This is a genomic window from Leclercia sp. LSNIH3 (assembly GCF_002935105.1).
Classification (GTDB): Bacteria; Pseudomonadota; Gammaproteobacteria; order Enterobacterales; family Enterobacteriaceae; genus Enterobacter; species Enterobacter adecarboxylatus.
The window spans coordinates 1,156,319-1,178,693 of the sequence record NZ_CP026387.1; the positions used below are offsets into that span (position 1 = coordinate 1,156,319).

The window sequence follows — 22,375 nt, forward strand, 5'->3', positions numbered from 1 at the left end:
GTACCAATTCCATGGCCGCACATGCTAACATAGCTAAATAAGATAGATAACGATAATTACTATCATTATCAAGTCATGGACGTTGCTATGTCGTACTCCTCTTCCGCGCCACGTGCCCTTGCCGTGCCCGGTTTACTGCTATTGCTCACGTTTGCCATCGCCCTCAGCCTGTCGGTGGGTGCGAAACCGCTGCCGTTTTCCGTGGTGGTGGATGCCCTCACCGCCACCTGTCAAAGCGCCGATTGCACCATCGTGCGGGATGCGCGTCTGCCGCGTACCCTCGCCGGTCTGCTGGCCGGAGCCGCTCTCGGTCTCGCCGGGGCGCTGATGCAAACCCTGACCCGCAATCCGCTGGCCGACCCGGGCATTCTCGGCGTTAACGCCGGTGCCAGCTTTGCCATCGTGCTGGGTGCAGCGCTGTTTGGTTTTTCCACCCCCGGTGAACAGCTGGTGATGGCGCTGTGCGGCGCCTTTGCCGCCTCGCTGCTGGTGGCCTTTACCGGCAGTCAGGGCGGGGGCCAGCTCAGCCCGGTACGCCTGACGCTGGCGGGTGTGGCCCTCGGCGCGGTGCTGGATGGCCTCTCCAACGGTATCGCCCTGCTCAACCCGGACGTCTACGATCAGCTGCGCTTCTGGCAGGCGGGTTCGCTGGATATCCGCACCCTGCAAACCTTACAGGTGGTGAGCGTGCCGGTGCTGATCGCCGCCACCGTAGCGTTGCTGTTAAGCCGGGCGCTCAACAGCCTGAGCCTCGGCAGCGACACCGCCACCGCCCTCGGCAGCCGCGTGGCGCGCACCCAACTGACCGGGTTACTGACCATCACCGTCCTGTGCGGCAGCGCCACGGCGGTGGTCGGCCCCATTGCCTTTATCGGCCTGATGATGCCGCACATGGCGCGCTGGCTGGTGGGGGCCGATCACCGCTGGTCTCTGCCGGTGACGCTGCTTGCTACCCCTGCGCTGCTGCTGTTTGCCGACATTATCGGGCGTCTGCTGGTGCCGGGCGAACTGCGCGTCTCGGTGGTTAGCGCCTTTATCGGCGCGCCAGTGCTGATTTTCCTGGTACGCCGCAAGCGCGGAGGTGCCCTGTGATGGCCCCTTCCCGTCGGTTAGTGCTCAGTTGCCTGCTGCTGATGCTGGTCAGCCTCGCCGTGGCCGTGTTTAGCCTGCGCAGTGGCGCGGTGACGCTTGATTTCACTCAGGTCTTTAATGCCCTCACCGGCAGTGCGCCGCGCAATATCACTATGGTGGTGACCGAATGGCGACTGCCGCGGGTGATAATGGCGTTGCTGGTGGGCGCGGCGCTGGGCATCAGTGGCGCGATTTTCCAGTCGCTGATGCGTAACCCCCTCGGCAGTCCGGATGTGATGGGCTTTAACACCGGGGCCTGGAGCGGCGTGCTGGTGGCGATGGTGCTGTTTGGTCAGCACCTGACGGCCATTACCCTGGCGGCGATGGCGGGCGGCATTCTCACCTCCCTCATCGTCTGGGCGCTGGCCTGGCGCGATGGCATCGAGACCTTCCGCCTGATCATCATTGGCATCGGCATGCGCGCCATGCTGATGGCCTTTAACACCTGGCTGCTGTTGCAGGCGTCGCTGGAGACCTCGCTCTCTGCCGGGCTGTGGTTCGCCGGGTCGCTCAACGGCCTAACGTGGGCCAAAACCCTGCCCGCCGCCCCGCTGATCCTGCTGATGTTCGTCTGCGCCTTATTGCTGGTGAAACGGATGCGCCTGCTGGAGATGGGGGACGACAGCGCCTGCGCGCTGGGCGTGAGCGTCGAGCGCTCGCGTCTGATGCTGATGCTGGTGGCGGTGGTGTTAACCGCCGCCGCGACGGCGATTGCCGGGCCGATCTCCTTTATTGCGCTGGTGGCCCCGCACATCGCGCGGCGTCTGAGCGGCACTGCCCGCTGGGGGTTAACCCAGTCGGCGCTGTGCGGATCGCTGCTGTTGCTGGCCGCCGATCTCTGCGCCCAGCAGCTGTTTATGCCGTATCAACTTCCGGTGGGGGTGGTAACCGTCAGTCTTGGCGGGATCTACCTCATCGTCTTGCTTGTTCAGGAGTCCCGCAAGAAATGACAGAGACTGCAACCCGCTTGCGCGGCGAAAATCTGACCCTCGGCTACGGCAAAAAAACCGTGGCCAAGGATCTGCAGGTGGCGATCCCCGACGGCCACTTTACCGCCATTATCGGCCCCAACGGCTGTGGAAAATCGACGCTGCTGCGTACCCTGAGCCGTCTGATGACCCCGCTGCACGGCAACGTATTTCTCGATGGCGAACAGATCCAGCGCTTCGCCAGCAAAGAGGTGGCGCGTCGGGTCGGACTGCTGGCGCAAAACGCCACAACGCCGGGGGATATCACGGTGCAGGAGCTGGTCGCGCGCGGGCGCTATCCGCACCAGCCCCTCTTCACCCGCTGGCGTAAAGAGGACGAAGCGGCGGTGGCCAAAGCGATGCAGGCCACGGGTATTACCGACCTGGCGGCGCAGAGCGTAGACACCCTCTCCGGCGGGCAACGCCAGCGAGCGTGGATTGCGATGGTGCTGGCCCAGGAGACGTCGATTATGCTGCTGGACGAACCGACCACCTGGCTGGATATAAGCCATCAGATCGACCTGCTGGAGCTGTTAAGCGACCTGAACTGCACCCAGGGCTTTACCCTGGCGGCAGTGCTGCATGACCTCAATCAGGCCTGCCGCTATGCCACCCATCTGATTGCCCTGCGCGAGGGAAAAATTGTGGCGGAGGGTGCGCCGAAGGAGATTGTCACCCCGGCGTTGATCGAGCGGATCTACGGGATGCGCTGCATGATTATCGACGATCCGGTGGCGGGCACACCGCTGGTGGTGCCGTTGGGGAAACGTGCGGTCTGACCCCCTCTCCCCGGCCCTCTCCCCAAAGGGGCGAGGGTGAAAAGACGGCCCCGTACCCTCTTCCCCAAAGGGCGAGGGTGAAAAGACGGCCCCGTGCCCTCTTCCCCAAGGGGCGAGGGCGGAAAACCGGCCCCGCACCCTCTTCGCCAAAGTGCAAGGCCGAAAAACCGGCTCCGTACTGTTCCCTCTCCCCTATGGGGAGAGGGTTAGGGTGAGGGGATAAGCTACCCCAATATCCCTTTCAACACTGGCCCTATCTGTTCAAACGCCTGTGGAGAGATGATATCGACATGGGCGCAATCCTGGCGATAAACCTCCAGTTCCCCCACCCAGGGCGCCCAGGCCTGGTGCGGATCCATCGTTCGTGTGCGCTCGGCAACAAACAGCGTCGCTTTGCCGTCAAAGGATGAGCTGTGCGCCGTGGTCAGCAGACGTACCGCATCGGCGTAGTTGCCCTCTATCGCGCTGAACAACTCCCCGGAAGCCTGCCCCTGCTGGGCGGCGAGAAACGCCTGACGCTCGCGCTCGATCTCCGCTAATACTTCAGGATCGAGGCCATTCGCCTCTATTTCGCGCCAGTTTTGCGTCTCCGGCGGCCAGGTATCCAGCAGTCCCAGGAACGCGACATCTTCCCCCTGCGCGCGCAGCCGGGCGGCAATACCCTGCGCCAGCGTGCCGCCGAGGGAATAACCGAACAGATAATAAGGCCCGTGCGGCTGTTGGGCGCGCAGCGTCGCCAGATGATGCTCGATCACCTCATCCAGCGTGGCGCACTGCTCCATCGGCCCTGGTCGCGGCGACTGAATGCCGGTGATCGACCAGCGTGGATTGAGGTAGCGCGCCAGCACGCTGAACTGCCAGGCAAAGCCGGAGGCCGGATGGAAGCAGAACAGCGTCGGGCCGTGGCTTTCACGCAGGGGCAAGAGCGTCTCGTAGCCCAGACGCTGCGCCTGCTCATCGCTCATGTCACCCGTCAGCAACGCGCTCAGCTTGCCCACCGTCGAAGCCACCATGACCTGACCGGGCGTGACCTGGCGGGCAAAGTGGCGACTCAGGCTGGCAGCGAGACGCATTGCCAGCAGCGAGTGCCCGCCGAGGGCGAAGAAATCGGCCTCGATGTCGTTGATCTCGTAGCCCAGCAGGGTAGAGAACGCTGCCGCAATCGCCTGTTCCGCGTCACTTTCCGGGGCGCGCCCCGGGGTTTTCACCGCCAGTTCAGGCAGCGGCAGCGCCTTGCGATCCAGCTTGCCGTTGGCGCTGAGCGGCAGCGCGCTTAACTGCAATAACACCACCGGCACCATATGCGGTGGCAGCTGCGTTTTCAGGATGGTCAGCAGCGCATCGCGGTCCAGCGGCAGGCCGGACTCCGATACCACATAGCCCACCAGCTGACGGGCATCGCCGCCGGTGTCTGCGGCCTGGTTGATAACGCAGGCATGGGTCACCGCCTGGGCCACATCGGGCAGGGTCAGCATCGCCCGGTCGATTTCTCCCAGTTCAATGCGCTGACCGCGAATTTTCAGTTGATCGTCGCTGCGGCCTAAATACTCCACCGCGCCGTTATCCAGCCAGCGGGCCACGTCGCCGGTGCGATACATGCGCTCACCCGGCACGAACGGGTCAGCGATAAACCGACTGGCGGTCAGATCCGGGCGGCCCAGATAACCCTGCGCCAGCTGAATGCCGGTGAGATAGAGATCCCCCGCCACGCCGAACGGCACCGGGCGCATCATGGCATCCAGAATGCGCAGGCCGGTATTCCACACCGGGAAGCCAATCGGCACGCTGTTGCCTGTAACCAATGCCAGCTCCGGGCCAAAGGCCGGATACCAGCTGACATCCACTGCCGCCTCGGTGGGGCCGTACAGGTTATGCAGCGGCACATGAGTAAGGTGTTCCCACTCGCGGCACAGCAACGTCGGCAGGGCTTCACCGCTGCAGAACACCTGTTTCAGACTGGCGCAGCAGGCGGCGTTTTCCGGGGTCAGCGAGGCGACAAAAGCCGCCAGCATTGACGGCACAAAGTGGGTGGTGGTGACGCCATATTTCGCAAAGAACGCCTGCATCGCCAGCGGATCGCGGTGCGCCTCCGGCTCGGCCATCACCAGCTTCGCCCCGGCGATAAAGGGCCACCAGAACTCCCATACCGAGACGTCAAAACTGCACGGCGTTTTTTGCGCCACCACGTCGTCGGCGGTGAGCGGATAGTGGTTTTGCATCCACAGCAGGCGGTTGACGATGGCGGTCTGGCCGACCATCACCCCTTTTGGCCGTCCTGTCGAGCCAGAGGTAAAGATGATATAGGCGGTCTGTTCCGGGGCACTGAGGTTGAGCGGTTCGCTGCCCTCAGCACTAAATAGTGTGTTGTAACTAAAAACGTCCACCGACAGATGGCTGAAGCGCGGGCGCTGGTCGTCCGTGGTGATCAACAGGGATGGCCTGGCGTCCTCCAGCATCATCTGCAGGCGATCGTCGGGATAGCCGGTGTCCAGCGGCAGCCACGCGGCACCCGCTTCGACGATGGCGTGCAGCGCCAGCGTCAGGAACACTGAACGCGGTAACGCCACCGCCACGCTGTCGCCGGGCTTCACGCCCCGGGCGCGCAACTGGTTCGCCAGGGCCACCACCTGCTCACGCATCTCGCGGTAGGTCAGATGGTGTTGCGCATCGGCCAGCGCTGGCGCGTCCGGGGTTTTCGCCGCCTGCTCCGCCACCAGTGCGCTCAGGGTGGTGAGCGGCAGCGTCATCTCAGTCTGGTTAATCTTCTCCAGCTGCTGATATTCGGCATCAGACACCGTTTCTGCCTCGCCGCAGCGCAGGTCGATATTGGCGGCAAACTGCGCTAATAGCCCATGCAGGCGCTCGACGTGGCGCACCAGGGTGGCTTCATCATAACGCTGCTTGTTGGCAAGGATCTCAATGCTCAGGCCGCCCTGCTCATCCGGGAACAGCGCCATCTCCAGGTCGTTGACCGGGCCGGTAGCGAGGGTGTGAGTGACCGCCTGAACGCCAGCAAGATCCAACTGGTAGTCGAAGACTTTTACGTTGAACACCGGGCCAAACAGCGCTTCGTCGCTGGCGGCGCGACCGCTGTCGCGCACGATCTGCTCGGCGTCGTAACGCTGATGGCGGCGCATCTTTTTCATCTGCCCGGCCAGGCGCTGGGCTAGCTCCGGCAGCGTCTCCTGCGCCCTGATGTTCACCGCCAGCGGCAGCACGTTCAGCACCGGGCCAGTGGCCGTCAGGGCCGCAGACCCCATCCGGCGCATAAAGATAAAGCCAGCGGCATAGTCCATGCGCCCGGTCAGGCGGGCGAGCCACAGGGCCACCAGCGCCAGGGCGAGGTCGGTGCGCTGGCTCTGGCTGGCAGTGGCCAGCTGGCTGAAGGCGTGACGATCGGCGGTCAGTTTCAGGCGCAAAATATCGGTCGTGGCGGCACGCCCTGGCAATGGCACGCTGGAGAGCGACACCGGCGGTGGAAGCTGCTTGCGCTGTTCAGCCCAGAAAGCACCGTCGCGGGCATACGCCTCACTGTCGCGGTAACGTTGATACTCCTCCACCACCTCCGCAAAGGGGGTAAAAGGCGACTCCGACGTGGCTTCGCCATTAGACCAGGCGCGATAAATGGCGACGATCTGGCGGGTAATGGCCGGGAAGCTGAAGCCATCCACCACTAAATGGTGATAACGCTGATACCAGTACCAGCGGTTGTCTGCCACCTGTATCAGCAGATGAAAGGCCAGCGGTTGCCCACTGTCCACGCGCAGGTTCTGGTTAAGATCGGCCTGCATCTGCGCCAGCGCCGCGGCATGGGGGTCGGGGTTCGCGCGCAGATCAATGATCTGCGGCTCCGGCAGGATAATGCTCTCGTCCACCCACTGCGCGATCTCGCCGTTGTCCTCGGTAAACCGCATGCGCAGGGTATCAGCCTGCATCATGCCCGCCGCTACTGCTTTCGCCAGCAGCGGGGCGTCAACCGGGCCGGTCAGTTCGACGTAGTGGGCCACGCTCCAGGCGTTGGGTAGGTCGGAAAGCTGTTCCGCCATCCAGATACCCGGTTGGGCGGCAACAAGAGGATAGGCAGCGCTCATGGGTTCACCTGTGCAAAATGGGCCGGGATCAGCGTTTGCCAGTGGGCAGTAAGCCACTGCTGACAAGCTTCCTGCGACTGCGGCTCGCACACCACGCGCCAGCCTTCCGGCAAGGCGCACTGCTGCGGCCACAGGCTGTACTGCTGTTGCGCGTTTTGCACCAGGGTGAACAGACCCTGTGGATCGTCGAAGGGGTTACTGAATTCCATACCAGACTCCGTGATTAAATAATCGGCTGCCAGAGAGTCATCAGCCCCTGCGTCAGCCCTCCCCGCCAGCAAAGTGCATCATGTCCACCCTCAACCGGCCGCCAGATAACCGGCTGCCGGGTGTGCTGTAGTTCGGCGTACAGCGCCTGACAGGCGCGGTAAATCAGGGGTTCCCGTCGCCCCGCCTCAAGGACGATGCGCAGCCCCTGTGCCGACAGTTGGTGGTTTTTAAGCTGCTCGAGGATCAGGCCGTCCTGCTTGCCGCCGCGGTGGGGCCACCAGAAGGAGCCGGACTGGCTGAGCACGCAGCCAAAACGCGCCGGCCAGTGCAGCCCGGCATACAACGCGGAAAGCCCGCCGAAGCTTTGCCCGGCGACCACGGTACGATCGGCGCGGTCGCTGAACGGGGCCAGCTTATGCACCTCCGGGAGTAATTCCTGCTGTACCGCCAGCCAGAAATCGGGGTTACAGGGCAGCTCATGGCTGCGGTGGACGGTGTCTATCACATCGATCAGCACATAAACGGCGGGCGGCAGTTGGCCTTGTTCAGTCAGCGCCGTCAGCGCGGGCCATACCGGCATGCTTTCGGCCCAGAACTGGCCGTCAAGCAGCACCGCCAGCGGGCGCTCATGAGGGGTGTCCTCACCGGTGGTGAAGATCCAGACCCGACGGGTATTGCCGAGGCGGGTACTTTGCCAGGCAATACAGTGCGGAGGACGATAAGCGGTGTCGAGCCGATCCCAGCCGGGCTGAACCGGTGCCTCGGGCATCTCAAGCGCTGATACCGGATGGCCGCGCCCGCCGCGCCAGTGCTGGCGGTTAAGCGGATCGGCGACGGCATGCGGCAACAGTTTGCGCCAGCCTTCGCGCAGCGCCATGCGGTCCGGCGGATCGGTAGCAAACACCGCTTCGGCAAAGTCATCTTCATGGGTTGAGGGGATAAAACAGTAACTGCCGCGCCAGGTCGGGCTGAACTCGCCCTGCCATTGCCAGACATCGGTTCCGGCAATGCGCACCAGCGTCTGCGGGCGGGCATTATGGTGGTGATCGGTCACGCCGGTGATGTAGATCCACACCCGCTTCAGCGGCGAGGTCTGCTCTGTTCCAGCCGGATCGCGCCACCAGAACGTCACCCGGTAATGGTCGTCTTCCCGTACCCACTCCGGCCCCTGCTTCGACAGCCACCAGCCATCGCTCCCCGTTTCCAGCGTCGTCACCGATATAACCCCATGACCTGTTCGGTTTTTTTGATAAAAGATAAACAATATCGATAATATTATTGATAACTATTTTCATTTGCAATAGCGTATGGGCGCGCTGTGGGAAGCGCGCACATTAAATAACCATGCCATGCGCTGCGTACTGACTCAGGACAGAGAGGTTTTCGCAGACTGCGGGCGATATCCTTCCGCCGCCTCACCCATTCGGGACGGAGCCTTGAGGCATGCGGCATTGAAAAGCAGGACAGACAATGAATAACAAGCTTCACTCACTGGCCTTACTGGTCAATCTGGGGATTTACGGTGCGGCACTGCCTGCGATGGCAGCCGATACCGCGGCTAACGAAGATACCATGGTGATCACCGCCGCCGAGCAGAACCTGCAGGCGCCGGGCGTTTCCACTATCACCGCGGATGAGATCCGTAAAAACCCCGCCGCGCGCGATGTGTCAGAGATCATCCGCACCATGCCGGGCGTCAACCTCACCGGTAACTCCACCAGCGGCCAGCGCGGCAACAATCGCCAGATTGATATCCGCGGCATGGGTCCTGAAAATACCCTGATCCTGATTGACGGCAAGCCGGTGACCAGCCGCAACTCTATCCGTCTGGGCTGGCGCGGCGAGCGTGACACCCGCGGCGATACCGGCTGGGTGCCGCCAGAGATGATCGAGCGCATCGAGGTGATCCGTGGCCCGGCGGCTGCACGTTACGGTAACGGCGCAGCGGGCGGCGTGGTGAATATCATCACCAAAAAGGTCAGCAACGAGTGGCATGGCTCCTGGAACACCTATCTGAACGCCCCTGAGCACAATGAAGAAGGCTCCACCAAACGCACCAACTTTAGCCTGAATGGCCCGCTCGGCGGAGATTTCAGCTTCCGCCTGTACGGCAACCTGGATAAAACCCAGGCCGATGCATGGGATATCAACCAGGGCCATCAGTCTGAACGTACCGGTGCCTATGCCGATACGCTGCCTGCCGGACGCGAAGGGGTCGAGAACAAAGACATCAACGGCGTGCTGCGCTGGGACTTTGCTCCGATGCAGGCCCTGCAGTTTGAGGCCGGTTACAGCCGTCAGAACAACCTTTACGCGGGCGATACGCAGAACACCAATAACGACAACAGCAGCAACGGGCTGGTGAAGAAGAACTACGGCAAAGAGACCAACCGTCTCTATCGCCAGAACTTCGCGCTCACCTGGACCGGCGGCTGGGATAATGGCATCACCACCAACAACTGGGCGCAGTACGAACACACCCGCAACTCGCGTCTGGGCGAAGGGCTGGCAGGCGGTCTGGAAGGGCTGTTTAACAGCAATAAGTTCACCGATACCGACCTGTCCGACGTGATGCTGCACAGCGAAATCAACCTGCCGATCGACTTTATCGTCAACCAGAACCTGACCCTGGGCACCGAGTGGGATCAGCAGCGGATGAAGGATATGTCCTCCAACGGCCAGACCTTGCAGGGCGGCGCCATTCCGGGGATGAGCAACAACCGCAGCCCGTACTCAGATGCCGAAATCTTCTCCCTGTTCGCGGAGAACAACATGGAGCTGACCGACAGCACCATGCTGACCCCGGCGCTGCGCTTCGATCATCACTCCATCGTGGGCAACAACTGGAGTCCGTCCCTGAACCTGTCGCAAGGTCTGGGGGATGATTTCACCCTGAAGATGGGGATCGCCCGGGCCTATAAAGCCCCGAGCCTGTATCAGACCAACCCGAACTACCTGCTCTACAGCAAGGGCCAGGGTTGCTATGCAAGTTCGGACGGCGTCGGCTGTTATATGCTGGGTAACGAGGATCTGAAAGCCGAAACCAGCATCAACAAAGAGATCGGCCTGGAGTGGAAACGCGTCGGCTGGCTGGCGGGCGTGACCTGGTTCCGTAACGACTATCGCGACAAGATTGAAGCGGGCTACGCCCCGGTGGGTCATACCTCTTCCGGTAAAGTGCAGACCGATATCTATCAGTGGGAAAACGTGCCGAAAGCGGTGGTGGAAGGGCTGGAGGGCACGCTGAACGTGCCGGTGAGCGACACCATTAACTGGACGAACAACGTAACTTACATGCTGCAAAGCAAGAACAAGGAGACCGGCGACCGCCTGTCGATCATCCCGGAGTACACGCTGAACTCAACCCTGAGCTGGCAGGTACAGCAGGATGTGTCGCTGCAGTCGACCTTCACCTGGTACGGCAAGCAGCAGCCGAAGAAGTACAACTACAAAGGTCAGCCGGTGAGTGGTTCTGAGAAGGACGAAGTCAGCCCTTACAGCATCGTCGGCCTGAGCGCGACCTGGGACGTGACCAAATACGTCAGCCTGACCGGCGGCGTGGATAACGTCTTCGATAAACGTCAGTGGCGTGCGGGTAATGCCCAGACTACCGGGAATACCACTACCGGGGCGTATATGTATGGCGCGGGCGCGTATACCTATAACGAACCGGGACGGACCTGGTATATGAGCGTGAATACGCAGTTCTGATCCTTTACGCCCTGTCCGTCAAGGTTTGAAGGATCCTCGCAAAAAACAGTGGCACGGTTGGCCCCCTCTTCCCTTTGGGGAGAGGGTTGGGGTGAGGGGGAACATGCGACTTCCCTGTGGGCTGAAGGATCACCACACAAAAATTGGCACGGTCGGCACCCTCTCCTGATACTGGCACAGACGGCTCCCTCTCCTGATTCTGGCACAGTCGGCTCCCTCTCCTGATTCTGGCACAGTCGGCTCCCTCTCCTGATTCTGGCACAGTCGGCCCCCTCTCCTGATTCTGGCACGGTCGGCCCCCTCTCCTGATTCTGGCACGGTCGGCCCCCTCTCCTGATTCTGGCACGGTCGGCCCCCTCTCCTGATTCTGGCACGGTCGGCCCCCTCTCCTGATTCTGGCACGGTCGGCCCCCTCTCCTGATTCTGGCACGGTCGGCCCCCTCTCCCCTATGGGGAGAGGGTTGGGGTGAGGGGGACATGCGGCTCAGGTGGCGGTTCCGTTCACCTTACGTTCTGCACTTCTCTGTCAGCCGCGTCACCCGTGAACGTGCCAGGGGGGCTCGCCGCCTCCCCCCTGGCTACCCCGGCTCCCGGCAAAGAAAATCGCCGCTTCGCGGTGCACTCAGCTTATTCCTCCAGGCTTTCGGGTCGGGCACCAGCCTGCATCCCTGCAGGCTATGCCCTCTCGGCGCGTCCCTGCGCCTCGCCCCGGCCTTCCGGAAACGCTTCGTCGATTTTCAGCCGGACCAGGGAGCCGCTGTAAGTCTTTTAAAATATTGTGATTATTTCATTGCATTAAGCGTAAGAAAATGACGGGTGATCCATCTCTCCTCAAGGGAGAGGGAACCGTCCGGGCGCGTGTGTTAACATAGGTGCCCTTTTTTCAGCGCCGGGAAACTCATGCACACCACGTACTCCTCGTTTCTCCTCGCTGGGCGCACCGTCCATCAAATTACCTTCGATCCCGCGACTTTTACCGAGGCCGATCTTCTGTGGCTTCCTCACCATGAACAGCTGAGCAGTGCCGGGCGCAAGCGCAAAGCCGATCATCTCGCCGGGCGCATCGCCGCGTTTCATGCCCTGAACCGGCAAACCCTTCCCGGCATCGGCAGCAATGGCGAACCGCTGTGGCCTGCGGGTGTATGCGGCAGCATTTCACACAGCGGTTCACTGGCGGTGGCGATATGTCAGGAAAAAGGCCTGGTGGGTATCGATTGTGAAGCCATCATTGCCGAAGATGAAGCCCGTGATATTCAGGACGGCGTAGTCGATACCCAGGAGGCTCAACGGCTCGCGGAGAGCGGCCTCCCCTTCGATCTGGCCTTCACGCTCGCCTTCAGCGCGAAAGAGAGCCTGTTCAAAGCGCTGTTCCCCCGGGTGCAGACGTGGATGGGCTTCGAGAGTGCGCGCGTGACGGCGCTTACGTCCGACACCCTGACCTTAACCCTCACCTGCCCTCTGCCGCCCTTTGTACAAAATCAGGCGTTTACCCTTCACTGGTGCCGCATCGACGCACAGGTTATCACCCTGATCTGTGATGCATAACGGCTCAGGATCGTGATCCTTTTCTCCTTTTAAACAAATTAGCTGCCTAAACCGTAGACAGTTTTAGCAGGCAGTCTTATCGTTACATTGAATAATAAATCATTATTGAATAAATATTCAATGTGGAGAAAAAGAATGAACACGACCTTTGTAAAATCCGCTTTACTGGCCTCAATGATCGCCGCTTCCGGTTCCCTGTTTGCCGCCGATAACGGACTCATTGCGATTATTACCCCCTCACACGACAACCCGTTCTTCAAGGCAGAAGCCGACGGCGCGGCGGCGAAGGCAAAAGAGCTGGGTTACACCACGCTTGTCGCCTCGCATGACGACGACGTGAACAAACAAAACCAGCTGATTGAGACCGCCATCGCCCGTAAAGCGAAAGCGATCATTCTGGACAACGCCGGGGCAGATGCCACCGTCGGTCCGCTGGAGAAGGCCAAAGCGGCAGGCGTCCCTGCCTTCCTGATCGATCGTGAAATCAACAAAACCGGTATTGCGGTGGCGCAGATTGTGTCGAACAACTATCAGGGGGCACAGCTGGGTGCAGAGAAGTTCGTGAAGCTGCTGGATGGCAAAGGCAAATACGTTGAGCTGCTGGGCCGTCCGTCGGACACCAACGCCCATGTGCGCTCCCAGGGTTACCACGATGTCCTGGACGACTACCCGGACATGAAGATGGTGGCGCAGCAGACCGCTAACTGGAGCCAGACCGAAGCCTTCACCCGTATGGAAGCCATTCTGCAAACCAACCCCGATATCGTCGGCGTGATCTCCGGTAACGACACCATGGCGCTGGGTGCTGAAGCGGCGCTGAAGGCCGCAGGTAAGAACAACGTGATTGTGGTCGGCTTTGACGGCAGCGACTACACCCGCGACTCGATCCTGAAAAACGGCAACATCAAAGCCACGGTCCTGCAACCGGGCTGGCAGCAGGCGCAGATGGCGGTGGAACAGGCGGATTACTACCTGAAAAACGGCAAAGCGCAAAAAGACGAGAAGCAGCTGATGGATTGCGTGCTGATCGATGAAACCAATGCCAGCAAGCTGAACCTGTTTAACCTCAGCAAATAAGCGGAGGCCGTATGCGTTTAACACAATGGGGCGCGGCGCTGACAGGCGCAGCCGCCCTGTTGCTGACGGCCTGCACGGTGGTGGATCTGGATGAGAACGGCAAGCCAATCATGCCTGCCGATCCCAACGCCAAAGCCAGCTTTGACAACCAGACACCCCAGCAGATCGCGCAACAAACCTGGCAGCCGCGGATCCTCGACGCCGCCAAAAATCATGCGCTGGATGCCAGCGCCCTTTCCACCCAGTTGAAAACGCCCTCTGACAAGCCGCAGAGCGTCTTTGTACGGCTGAGCGGCAAAGTGGAGCGCGTGGAAGCCAGCAATGCCAACGAGCAGAAACTGGTGATGACGGTGAACGGCCAGCCGCTTGAGATCCAGAGCGGCCCGGTGATGCGCGGTAACGCCATCCGCGACGCCGCCGGTTTCCGCTTCGATGAATTTACCAACCAGGTGCAGTATGCCCAGCTCTCCCGCGCCTTAAACCGCGAGGCGGTGAAGCATCTGCCCAAAGTGGATGACAGCTGGCGCGGCAAAAACGCCACCGTGCTGTTCGCCACCACCCTCACGGGCGGAAAAGCGAACGAGGCGGCGGCGCTGGAACTGAAACAGGAGGCACCGTGATGAGCGATAACCCGGCAGAGGACATTATCCTCAGCACCCAGGGCATCTCGATGCTGTTCCCCGGAACCGTGGCGCTGGATAAGGTCGATTACCGCGTCTGGCGCGGCAAAGTGAACGTCATTATCGGTGAGAACGGCGCCGGGAAATCGACGCTGATGAAAATCCTTGCCGGGGTGCAACAGCCCAGCCTTGGCGAGATGTGGCTCAACGGCAAACAGGTGGCGTTCTCCAGCACCCGCGATGCCGCCGCTCACGGCATTGGCATGGTGCACCAGGAGCTGAACCTGTTTGAGAACCTCAACGTGGCGGAAAACGTCTTCCTTGGCCGGGAGCTGCAAAAGGGCGTGACGCCGATCAACGAGGCGGAGCAGGAGTCCCGCACCGCGGCGCTGCTGAAACGCCTCGATCAACCCATTTCCCCGCGCGAGCTGGTTGGCAACCTGAAGGTGGGGCAGCAGCAGCTGATTGAGATCGCCAAGGCGCTGGCGGAGGACGCCGACATTCTGATCCTCGACGAGCCGACCTCGGCGCTCAGCAAAACCGAGGTGGAGATCCTGTTTCGGGTGATCCGCGAGCTGACCCGCCAGGGGGTTACCATCATCTATATCTCCCACCGGCTGGAAGAGCTGATGGCGATAGGCGATGTGATCACCATCCTGCGCGACGGCAAATTCCAGGCCGAGGCGAAGGTAGAGGATATCGACGTGCCGTGGATTGTGCGCGAGATGCTCGGTAGCGATCCGGTGAGCAATTTCCTCGAGCCGGGCCGCACCTTTGGCGCACCGGTGCTGGAGGCCGAACATATCACCTGCGTGAATGCTGCGGGCAACACGGTGGTCAACGACGTCAGCTTCCAGGTGAACGCCGGGGAGATTGTCGGTATTTACGGCCTGATGGGGGCCGGGCGTACCGAGCTGTTCGAGTGCATGCTCGGCACCGAGCGCAACTATCTGGGCAAGCTGTGGCTCGACAGCAAACCGGTGCCGCAGCGTTTAACCACCGCCGAGCGTATCCGCATGGGGATGAGCCTGGTGCCGGAAGACCGCAAACGAACCGGGATTTTCCCTGGTTCGTCGGTGGCCAGCAACCTGACCATCGCCAGCCTGTGGCGACGTTTGCAGCGCGGTTTCACCATTGCGCAGAAAGCGGAGCAGGAGGTCGTGGCCAGCACCATTGGCAATCTGTCGATCAAGGTCTCCACCCCGGAGGTGGAGATCCAGGCGCTCAGCGGCGGCAATCAACAAAAAGTGGTGATTGGCCGCTCGCTGCTGACCAATCCGAAGGTGCTGTTCCTTGATGAGCCGACGCGCGGCATTGACGTGGGCGCCAAAGCGGATGTGTTTCGCATGATGGTGCAGCTGTCGCAGCAGGGTATCGCGGTGGTGTTTTCCACCTCGGACCTGAAAGAAATTATGGCGGTATCGGACCGCATTCTGGTGATGTCCGGCGGCAAACTGACCGCCGATATTGTTCGCGATCGGGCCGATGAATCGGCACTGGTAACTGCAAGTGCTCAGGGGTTCTAAGATGAAAACAACACAGTCTGTCGCGCTGGTGCCGCAAAAAGGGGCCGCGCCTTCCCGGGAAAAACTGCTTCTGCTGTTGCTGAAAATGCGCACCTTCATTGCGCTGTTTTTAATTGTCGGCTTTTTCACCATGACCGTGCCGGGCTTTCTCTCCGCGGGCAGCCTGGTGATCATGATTAAGCATATCGCGATCAATGCGTTTCTGGCGCTGGGGATCACCTTCGTGATCATCACCGCCGGGATCGACCTGTCGATTGGGGCGACGCTGGGGCTGTGCGGGATGATCGCCGGGTGGATGATCACCAAAGGGATTGTGCTGCCGATGTTTGGCATCGCTATTTTCCCGAGCGTGTGGGTTATCGTGCCCGTCGTGCTGCTGATTGGCGCGCTTATCGGGGCGGTGAATGGCTGGATCATCACCCGCTATAACGTCGCCCCGTTCATTTGCACCCTTGGCACCATGTACGTGCTGCGCGGGGCCTCGATGCTCACCTCCGACGGCCAGACCTTCCCGGGCCTGTCCGGCAACCCGCAGTTGGGCAATACCGGCTTCGATGAGATTGGTGCCGGGACGCTGCTCGGTATTCCGTGGGCCATCTGGATGATGATTGTGCTGGCGCTGGTGATCGCCTACATCGCCCGCCGCCTGCCGTTTGGCCGCCACGTTTACGCCATTGGTGATAACGAGCGCGCCGCCGAGCTTTCCGGGGTGCGGGTGAAGCAGGTCAAGGTGCTGGTCTATACCCTGTCGGGCTTCTGCGCCGCTATCGCCGGGATTGTGGTCTCCGCGCAACTGCTGGCAAGCCACCCGGCCAACGGCACCGCGTTTGAGATGAACGCCATCGCCGCGGTGGTCCTGGGCGGCACCTCGCTGGCTGGTGGGCGTGGCACCATTCTCGGCACGCTGATCGGCGCTTTTGTGATCGGCTTCCTGGCCGACGGCCTGGTGATGATGGGCGTTAGCGAGTTCTGGCAGATGGTGATCAAGGGGATTGTGATTATCGTTGCGGTGATTATCGACCAGATGCAAAACCGGATGCAGCAGAAAGCGGCGGTAGTGGCGCAAAAGGCGGTAATGGAGGGGAAATAGCGTCTGAATGGGCTTTAAGCCGTGTGACGGAGGCAAACGCAAAACGGCAACCCGGGTTGTGATGCCAGTCAGTTAAGCCTGGCGGGTTATTCCGTTCACCTCATGTTCAGCAGAACATGGCATTAAACAACCCGTGAACGTGACAAGGGGGGCCGCAATGAAACCGGTGCTTCGCACTGCGCTCACCTCACGACCGGCTCGCCGGTTTCAGAGGGGACTCAACACCGGTGTCCCTTTCAAGCGACTGAGAAGCGTGAGGGAGCGTGAATCCGGCTGAAAATCGCCGAAGCGTTGACCGCAGGCCGGGGCGAGGCGCAGGGACGCGCCGAGAGGGCATAGCCTGCAGGGATGCAGGCTGGTGCCCGACCCGAAAGCCGGAGGGAATAAGCTGAGGGCACCGCGAAGCGGCGATTTTCTTTGCCGGGAGCCGGGGTAGCCAGGGGGGTGGCGGCGAGCCCCCCTGGCACGTTCACGGGTGACGCGGCTGGCAGAGAAGTGCAGAACGTAAGGTGAACGGAACCACCACCTGAGTTGCATGTATCCCCTTACCCCAGCCCTCTCCCCAAAGAGGAGAGGGAGCCGACCGTGCCAATTTGTTGTAGGGATCCCTCAGCCCACAGGGAGGCCGCATGTTCCCCATCACCCCAGCCCTCTCCCCAAAGAGGAGAGGGAGCCGACCGTGCCAATTTGTTGTAGGGATCCCTCAGCCCACAGGGAGGCCGCATGTTCCCCCTCACCCCAGCCCTCTCCCCAAAGAGGAGAGGGAGCCGACCGTGCCAATATTTTTGTAGGGCTCCCTCAGCCCACAGGGAGGTCGCATGTTCCCTCTCACCCCAACCCTCTCCCCAAAGAGGAGAGGGAGCCGACCATGCCAATTTGTTGTAGGGATCCCTCAGCCCACAGGGAGGTCGCATGTTCCCTCTCACCCCAACCCTCTCCCAAAAGAGGAGAGGGAGCCGACCGTGCCAATATTTTTGTAGGGATCCTCAGCCCACAGGGAGGCCGCATGTTCCCCTCACCCCAGCCCTCTCCCCAAAGAGGAGAGGGAGCCGACCGTGCCCATTTTTGTGGGGATCCCACCGCCATGTGGAAGAAGGCCAGGGTGAAAGCATCAGGCCGCACCGATCCCGGCTAACTTACGCCTCTTTCAACAAACTGCGCGCCGTCGGGTAGTCGGTGATTAACACATTGATGTAGTTCCCCTCCAGCGCCCCGCGGATGGCGTTGCCTTTTTCGGCACCACCAGCCAGAGCAATCACCTGCGGGCAGGCGCGGATCTGCGCCAGCTCCATCCCGATCACCGGGTCCTCTTCCGGGCTCAGAACCGGCTCGCCGTTGGCGTCGTAATAATGCAGGCAGATATCCCCTACCGCCCCGCGTTCGGCCAGCAGTTTGAGCATGTCTTCGTTGTAATAGTTACCGGAGTTTTTCAGCAACTGCGAAGGCTCCAGCTCGCCGATACCGACAATCGCCACATCCACTTCCGCGAATTTGCTCACCACGCCCGCCACGTCCGGGCTGCTCACCAGGCGCGCACGCTCTTCAACCGAATGCTCAATACTTTGCGACGGCAACAGCCACGCCGGGCAACCGAGGTGCGCCGCCAGCTGCTGGGTGAGGATGGTCGCCTGCACGTTGCCATTCGGCCCTACTCCGCCGAGCAGTTGGATCACCCCGGCGGCACGGATATTCTGCGGGTGCATCTCATCCACCATGCAGCGGATGGTGCTGCTCCAGGAGGAGATCCCCACCAGGTCTTCCGGGCGCAGGCGGGTTTCAACATAGTGCGCCGCCGCGCTGCCGATGGCGTGTTTAATCTGAGCGTTGGAGGGGTTCTCCCCCACATCCACCACGATGGCCTGGCGGATGCCGTACTGCTCTTCCAGCGCCTTTTCCAGCGAGACAAAAATATTGGTGGGCTGGACGACGGTAATTTTTACCAGCCCCTCTTTCTGGCAGCGCGTCAGCGCCCGCGACACAAAAGATTGCGAGAGGTGCAGCAGCGAGGCTATCTCGGACTGCTTTTTATTCTCGCTGTAATACAGTGTGGCGATCTTGACCAGTAATCGCTGTTCATCCTGCTTCGACATAACGTTCCCCTTAATCGGCTGCCGTTATTTTTATTCATCACTGAATATTTAACAAGCAAGCGCCGGTACGATCCCGCGGGCAAATGTGATCCTTTTCTCCTTTCTTCGAAATTTGCCCGCTCAAAGCGTAGACAAACCCCGGGGCAAGGCATATCTTACATTACATGAATAATAAATCAGCATTGAATATATATTCAAAGCGGTCATAACTCCCTGCTGTGACAAAGAGAACAGGGAAATAACGCACCCGGCTGGAATAATTATTCACAACAGATTATAAATTCAGGAGGTATGTTATGAATCCGTTTTCGCTCTCCATCGCGGAGCTTGAATCCCGGGCGCGCTCGATACGTCGCCGGATCATCGTGCTGAATGCCGAAAGCCCGGCGGGCGGCCATACCGGCGCCGATCTTTCGCAGGTTGAACTGCTCACCGCCCTCTACTTCCGCATTCTGAACTGCTCCCCACAGCTGAAGGACAGCGATGAACGCGATATCTACATCCAGTCGAAAGGCCACGCGGTAGGTGGCTATTACTGCGTGCTGGCGGAGGCCGGGTTTATCCCGGTCGAGTGGCTGTCCACCTATCAGCATGCCGACTCTCACCTGCCTGGCCACCCGGTCAAACACAAAACCCCCGGTATTGAGCTGAATACCGGCGCGCTGGGGCATGGCCTGCCGGTGGCGGTGGGGATCGCGCTGGCCGCGAAACGCAACAACAGTAAACGCCGGGTGTTTGTGGTGACCGGCGACGGTGAACTGGCGGAAGGCAGCAACTGGGAAGCCGCGCTGGTGGCTGCCCATTACCAGCTGGATAACCTGTTTATTATCAATGACAAAAACAACCTGCAACTGGCTGGCTCCACCAAAGAGATCCTCAATACCGATCCGCTGGATGCGAAGTGGAAAGCCTTTGGCCTGGAGGTCACCGGCTGTAACGGTAATGACATGGCGGATGTGGTCGCCACGCTTGAAGGCCTGACGCCCAACGGCAAACCGCATGTCGTGATCGCCCATACCACCAAAGGCGCGGGGATCTCGTTTATTCAGGGACGGCCTGAATGGCACCACCGCGTGCCGAAAGGGGAAGAAATTGAACTGGCGCTGGAGGAACTGAAAGATGAGTAATAGCGAACACCTCGCCACGGTGATGGTTAATGCCTTTATTGATGCCGTCGATCGCGGCGTGGACCTGGTCCCGGTGGTGGCAGACTCCACCTCCACGGCGAAAATCGCCCCGTTTATGCAGCGTTTTCCGGGCCGCCTGGTGAACGTCGGCATTGCCGAGCAGACGCTGGTCGGTGCCGCCGCCGGGCTGGCGATTGGCGGCAAGATCGCCGTCACCTGTAACGCCGCGCCGTTTTTGATCTCCCGCGCTAACGAGCAGATCAAAGTCGATATCTGCTACAACAACACCAACGTGAAGCTGTTCGGTCTGAACGCGGGTGCCAGCTACGGCCCGCTCGCCAGCACCCACCACAGCATCGATGATATCGCCATTATGCGCGGCTTCGGCAATATCGAAATTTACGCCCCCTCCAGCCCAAACGAATGCCGCCAGATCATTGACTACGCCCTCGACCACGTGGGGCCGGTCTATATCCGTCTGGACGGGAAAAACCTGCCGGAGCTGCATGACGAGAATTACCAGTTTGCCCCAGGCAAGATTGACGTCCTGCGTGTGGGCCAGGATGTGGCGCTGGTGGCAATGGGTTCCACCGTACATGAAATAGTGGAAGCCGCCGCACAACTCGCGGAAGAAGGTATTGACGCCACTGTTATCAGCGTTCCATCTATTCGTCCCTGTGATACCCAACAGTTACTGGCAGCCATGCGATCCTGCAAGGCGGTGGTGAGCGTCGAGGAGCATAACGTCAACGGCGGCGTCGGCAGCCTGGTGGCGGAAGTGCTGGCCGAAGCCGGATGCGCCGTGCCGCTGAAACGGCTGGGGATCCCGGATGGACAATACGCGATTGCCGCCGACAGAGCGTCAACGCGGGCACGCCATGAGATTGATGTCGCGGGGGTGGTGAAACACGCCCGGGAAATGCTGACGCGATAACTTTGCTGAAAATAACAACAACATCTTACTGGAGAAAAAAGCAATGTCCCGAATTCCTCAACAACTCACAATGGGCGTGATCATCGGCAACCGCGGATTTTTCCCGAGCTATCTGGTGGCAGAGGCACGCGAGCAGGCAATTGCCCTGTTTGGCCGCCTGGGGATCAACACCGTGATGCTCGATCCCAGCCAGACCGAACTGGGCGGCGTCGAAACCCGTCAGGATGCGAAAGTCTGCGCCGAGCTGTTTCGTGCCCATCGCGATCGTATTCACGGTGTGGTGGTGCTGCTGCCTAACTTTGGTGATGAAAAAGCGGTGGCGGAAACCCTGCGTCTCTCCGGCCTGAACGTGCCGGTGCTGGTACAGGCCGAGGAAGACAACCTCGACAAGATGGGGCTGGCGACCCGCCGCGACAGCTTCTGCGGCAAGATCTCCCTGTGCAACAACCTGCGCCAGTATGGCATTCCCTTTACCCTCACCTCCCAGCATGTTTGCGCCCTGACCGGGGAGGTGTTTGAGCAGGATCTGAAGCGTTTCGAGCAGGTGTGCCGCGTGGTAAGCAGTATGCGAGGGGTGCGCGTGGGGGCCATCGGTGCCCGTCCGGCAGGCTTTAACACCGTGCGCTACAGCGAGAAGCTGCTGGAACGCCTCGGCATTGCCGTGGAAACCCTCGACCTGTCTGAAGTGTTCACCCGCATTAAAACCCTGCGCGATGACGATATCCGCGTGGACGAAAAACGCCGGATCCTGATCGACAACGCCGACGCCAGCCGCATTCCGGCTGACAAGCTGGTGACCATGGCGAAGCTGTTTGTGGTGATCAGCGAGTGGGTGGTCGCTAACGACATCGACACTACCGCTATCCAGTGCTGGACCTCCCTGCAGGAGAACCTCGGCATTAACGTCTGCTCGATCATGAGCGTAATGTCCGGCCAACTGATGCCGAGCGCCTGTGAAGTGGACGTGATGGGCGCGCTCTCCATGTACGCTCTGGCGAGCAGCAATATGAATCCCGCCTCGATTGCCGACTGGAACAACAACTTCGGCGACGATCGCGACAAATGTGTCCTGTTCCACTGCGGTAATTTCGCCGCCTCCAGCCTGGAATCGCCACACATGGGCACCGCCGACATCATCGGCACCACGGTGGGAAAAGAGAACACCTGTGGCGCGGTCCACGGTCGTCTGAAAAGCGGCCCGCTCACCTACTTCCGCCTGAGCACCGACGATCTCACCGGGGAAATCAAAGCCTATGTAGGCCAGGGCCAGTCGGTAGACGATCCGCTGGATACGGTGGGCTGCCGGGCGGTGATCCAGGTTCCGCATCTGGAAAACCTGCTGAACTGGATCTGCCGCAACGGTTTTGAGCATCACGTGGCGATGAACCACTCCGCCAGCGCGGAGATCCTGCATGAAGCCTTCACCCGCTACCTTGGCGTCTCAACCTATCTTCATCGCTAAGGCAGGAGGCCGCT

At 60.7% G+C, this 22,375-nt stretch carries 16 protein-coding genes; 12 read left to right on the forward strand and 4 right to left on the reverse strand.

Features of this window, described 5'->3' with window-relative positions:
- Positions 1-87 precede the first annotated feature (87 nt).
- Genes fepD through fepC form a run of 3 tightly spaced genes read left to right on the forward strand, consistent with a single transcriptional unit; the run spans position 88 to position 2,878 of the window.
- Complete coding sequence (gene fepD, locus C3F35_RS05655; RefSeq protein ID WP_032616982.1) at positions 88-1,092, forward strand: Fe(3+)-siderophore ABC transporter permease; 1,005 nt, start codon at positions 88-90, stop codon at positions 1,090-1,092.
- Positions 1,092-2,081, forward strand: a complete 990-nt coding sequence (gene fepG, locus C3F35_RS05660; RefSeq protein ID WP_103791889.1) for an iron-enterobactin ABC transporter permease — start codon at positions 1,092-1,094, stop codon at positions 2,079-2,081. Before fepD ends, fepG begins: the two co-directional genes overlap by 1 nt.
- On the forward strand, positions 2,078-2,878 hold the full coding sequence (gene fepC, locus C3F35_RS05665) for an iron-enterobactin ABC transporter ATP-binding protein (RefSeq protein WP_103791888.1): 801 nt from the start codon (positions 2,078-2,080) through the stop codon (positions 2,876-2,878). The genes fepG and fepC overlap by 4 nt, the downstream gene beginning before the upstream one ends.
- A gap of 224 nt (positions 2,879-3,102) precedes the next feature.
- Here fepC and entF read toward each other — a convergent pair whose 3' ends face one another.
- From entF to fes, 3 genes are read right to left on the reverse strand one after another with little or no spacing between them, the layout of a single operon-like run.
- Positions 3,103-6,969 (reverse strand): enterobactin non-ribosomal peptide synthetase EntF, encoded by a 3,867-nt coding sequence (entF, locus tag C3F35_RS05670; RefSeq protein ID WP_103791887.1) that lies wholly within the window; start codon positions 6,967-6,969, stop codon positions 3,103-3,105.
- Positions 6,966-7,178 (reverse strand): MbtH family protein, encoded by a 213-nt coding sequence (locus C3F35_RS05675; protein WP_103791886.1) that lies wholly within the window; start codon positions 7,176-7,178, stop codon positions 6,966-6,968. Before C3F35_RS05675 ends, entF begins: the two co-directional genes overlap by 4 nt.
- 14 nt (positions 7,179-7,192) lie before the next feature.
- Positions 7,193-8,395 carry an enterochelin esterase gene (gene fes, locus C3F35_RS05680; RefSeq protein ID WP_103791885.1) on the reverse strand — a complete coding sequence of 401 codons (1,203 nt, stop codon included), beginning with the start codon at positions 8,393-8,395 and terminating at the stop codon, positions 7,193-7,195.
- A 254-nt stretch (positions 8,396-8,649) separates the two neighbouring features.
- Between fes and C3F35_RS05685 the strand changes: the two genes are divergently transcribed.
- The 6 genes from C3F35_RS05685 (at position 8,650) to C3F35_RS05710 (ending at position 16,748) form a co-directional block, all read left to right on the forward strand.
- Complete coding sequence (locus C3F35_RS05685) at positions 8,650-10,890, forward strand: TonB-dependent siderophore receptor (protein WP_103791884.1); 2,241 nt, start codon at positions 8,650-8,652, stop codon at positions 10,888-10,890.
- A 900-nt stretch (positions 10,891-11,790) separates the two neighbouring features.
- Positions 11,791-12,435, forward strand: coding sequence for an enterobactin synthase subunit EntD (gene entD, locus C3F35_RS05690; RefSeq protein WP_103791883.1), 645 nt, complete (start codon positions 11,791-11,793; stop codon positions 12,433-12,435).
- A gap of 135 nt (positions 12,436-12,570) precedes the next feature.
- Complete coding sequence (locus tag C3F35_RS05695) at positions 12,571-13,512, forward strand: D-ribose ABC transporter substrate-binding protein (RefSeq protein ID WP_032616973.1); 942 nt, start codon at positions 12,571-12,573, stop codon at positions 13,510-13,512.
- An 11-nt stretch (positions 13,513-13,523) separates the two neighbouring features.
- Complete coding sequence (locus C3F35_RS05700; RefSeq protein ID WP_059308547.1) at positions 13,524-14,132, forward strand: DUF2291 family protein; 609 nt, start codon at positions 13,524-13,526, stop codon at positions 14,130-14,132.
- Positions 14,132-15,658: a sugar ABC transporter ATP-binding protein gene (locus tag C3F35_RS05705; protein WP_072250926.1), complete on the forward strand. Its 1,527-nt coding sequence runs from the start codon at positions 14,132-14,134 to the stop codon at positions 15,656-15,658. The genes C3F35_RS05700 and C3F35_RS05705 overlap by 1 nt, the downstream gene beginning before the upstream one ends.
- A gap of 1 nt (position 15,659) precedes the next feature.
- Entirely contained in the window at positions 15,660-16,748 is a 1,089-nt protein-coding gene (locus tag C3F35_RS05710) for an ABC transporter permease (protein WP_032616970.1), read from the forward strand.
- 1,136 nt (positions 16,749-17,884) lie between these two features.
- On the opposite strand, the gene C3F35_RS05715 is transcribed toward C3F35_RS05710, so the two are convergent.
- The gene (locus C3F35_RS05715; protein WP_032616967.1) at positions 17,885-18,838 is read right to left on the reverse strand and encodes a sugar-binding transcriptional regulator; all 954 of its coding nucleotides are present in this window, start codon (positions 18,836-18,838) and stop codon (positions 17,885-17,887) included.
- Between the two features lie 296 nt (positions 18,839-19,134).
- Between C3F35_RS05715 and C3F35_RS05720 the strand changes: the two genes are divergently transcribed.
- Genes C3F35_RS05720 through C3F35_RS05730 form a run of 3 tightly spaced genes read left to right on the forward strand, consistent with a single transcriptional unit; the run spans position 19,135 to position 22,361 of the window.
- Positions 19,135-19,965, forward strand: a complete 831-nt coding sequence (locus C3F35_RS05720) for a transketolase (protein ID WP_032616966.1) — start codon at positions 19,135-19,137, stop codon at positions 19,963-19,965.
- A complete protein-coding gene (locus tag C3F35_RS05725) occupies positions 19,958-20,899 on the forward strand; it encodes a transketolase family protein (RefSeq protein WP_103791882.1) in 942 nt (313 codons plus the stop codon). Before C3F35_RS05720 ends, C3F35_RS05725 begins: the two co-directional genes overlap by 8 nt.
- A 43-nt stretch (positions 20,900-20,942) precedes the next feature.
- Positions 20,943-22,361: an L-fucose/L-arabinose isomerase family protein gene (locus C3F35_RS05730; protein WP_059308548.1), complete on the forward strand. Its 1,419-nt coding sequence runs from the start codon at positions 20,943-20,945 to the stop codon at positions 22,359-22,361.
- The last annotated feature ends 14 nt before the right edge of the window (positions 22,362-22,375 follow it).

Excerpts from the sequence above, each read along its gene's own strand:
- fepD (WP_032616982.1), top strand. The coding sequence starts at position 88 with ATGTCGTACTCCTCTTCCGCGCCACGTGCCCTTGCCGTGCCCGGTTTA.
- fepG (WP_103791889.1), top strand. The coding sequence starts at position 1,092 with ATGGCCCCTTCCCGTCGGTTAGTGCTCAGTTGCCTGCTGCTGATGCTG.
- fepC (WP_103791888.1), top strand. The coding sequence starts at position 2,078 with ATGACAGAGACTGCAACCCGCTTGCGCGGCGAAAATCTGACCCTCGGC.
- entF (WP_103791887.1), bottom strand. The coding sequence starts at position 6,969 with ATGAGCGCTGCCTATCCTCTTGTTGCCGCCCAACCGGGTATCTGGATG.
- C3F35_RS05675 (WP_103791886.1), bottom strand. The coding sequence starts at position 7,178 with ATGGAATTCAGTAACCCCTTCGACGATCCACAGGGTCTGTTCACCCTG.
- C3F35_RS05685 (WP_103791884.1), top strand. The coding sequence starts at position 8,650 with ATGAATAACAAGCTTCACTCACTGGCCTTACTGGTCAATCTGGGGATT.
- entD (WP_103791883.1), top strand. The coding sequence starts at position 11,791 with ATGCACACCACGTACTCCTCGTTTCTCCTCGCTGGGCGCACCGTCCAT.
- C3F35_RS05695 (WP_032616973.1), top strand. The coding sequence starts at position 12,571 with ATGAACACGACCTTTGTAAAATCCGCTTTACTGGCCTCAATGATCGCC.
- C3F35_RS05700 (WP_059308547.1), top strand. The coding sequence starts at position 13,524 with ATGCGTTTAACACAATGGGGCGCGGCGCTGACAGGCGCAGCCGCCCTG.
- C3F35_RS05705 (WP_072250926.1), top strand. The coding sequence starts at position 14,132 with ATGAGCGATAACCCGGCAGAGGACATTATCCTCAGCACCCAGGGCATC.
- C3F35_RS05710 (WP_032616970.1), top strand. The coding sequence starts at position 15,660 with ATGAAAACAACACAGTCTGTCGCGCTGGTGCCGCAAAAAGGGGCCGCG.
- C3F35_RS05715 (WP_032616967.1), bottom strand. The coding sequence starts at position 18,838 with ATGTCGAAGCAGGATGAACAGCGATTACTGGTCAAGATCGCCACACTG.
- C3F35_RS05720 (WP_032616966.1), top strand. The coding sequence starts at position 19,135 with ATGAATCCGTTTTCGCTCTCCATCGCGGAGCTTGAATCCCGGGCGCGC.
- C3F35_RS05725 (WP_103791882.1), top strand. The coding sequence starts at position 19,958 with ATGAGTAATAGCGAACACCTCGCCACGGTGATGGTTAATGCCTTTATT.
- C3F35_RS05730 (WP_059308548.1), top strand. The coding sequence starts at position 20,943 with ATGTCCCGAATTCCTCAACAACTCACAATGGGCGTGATCATCGGCAAC.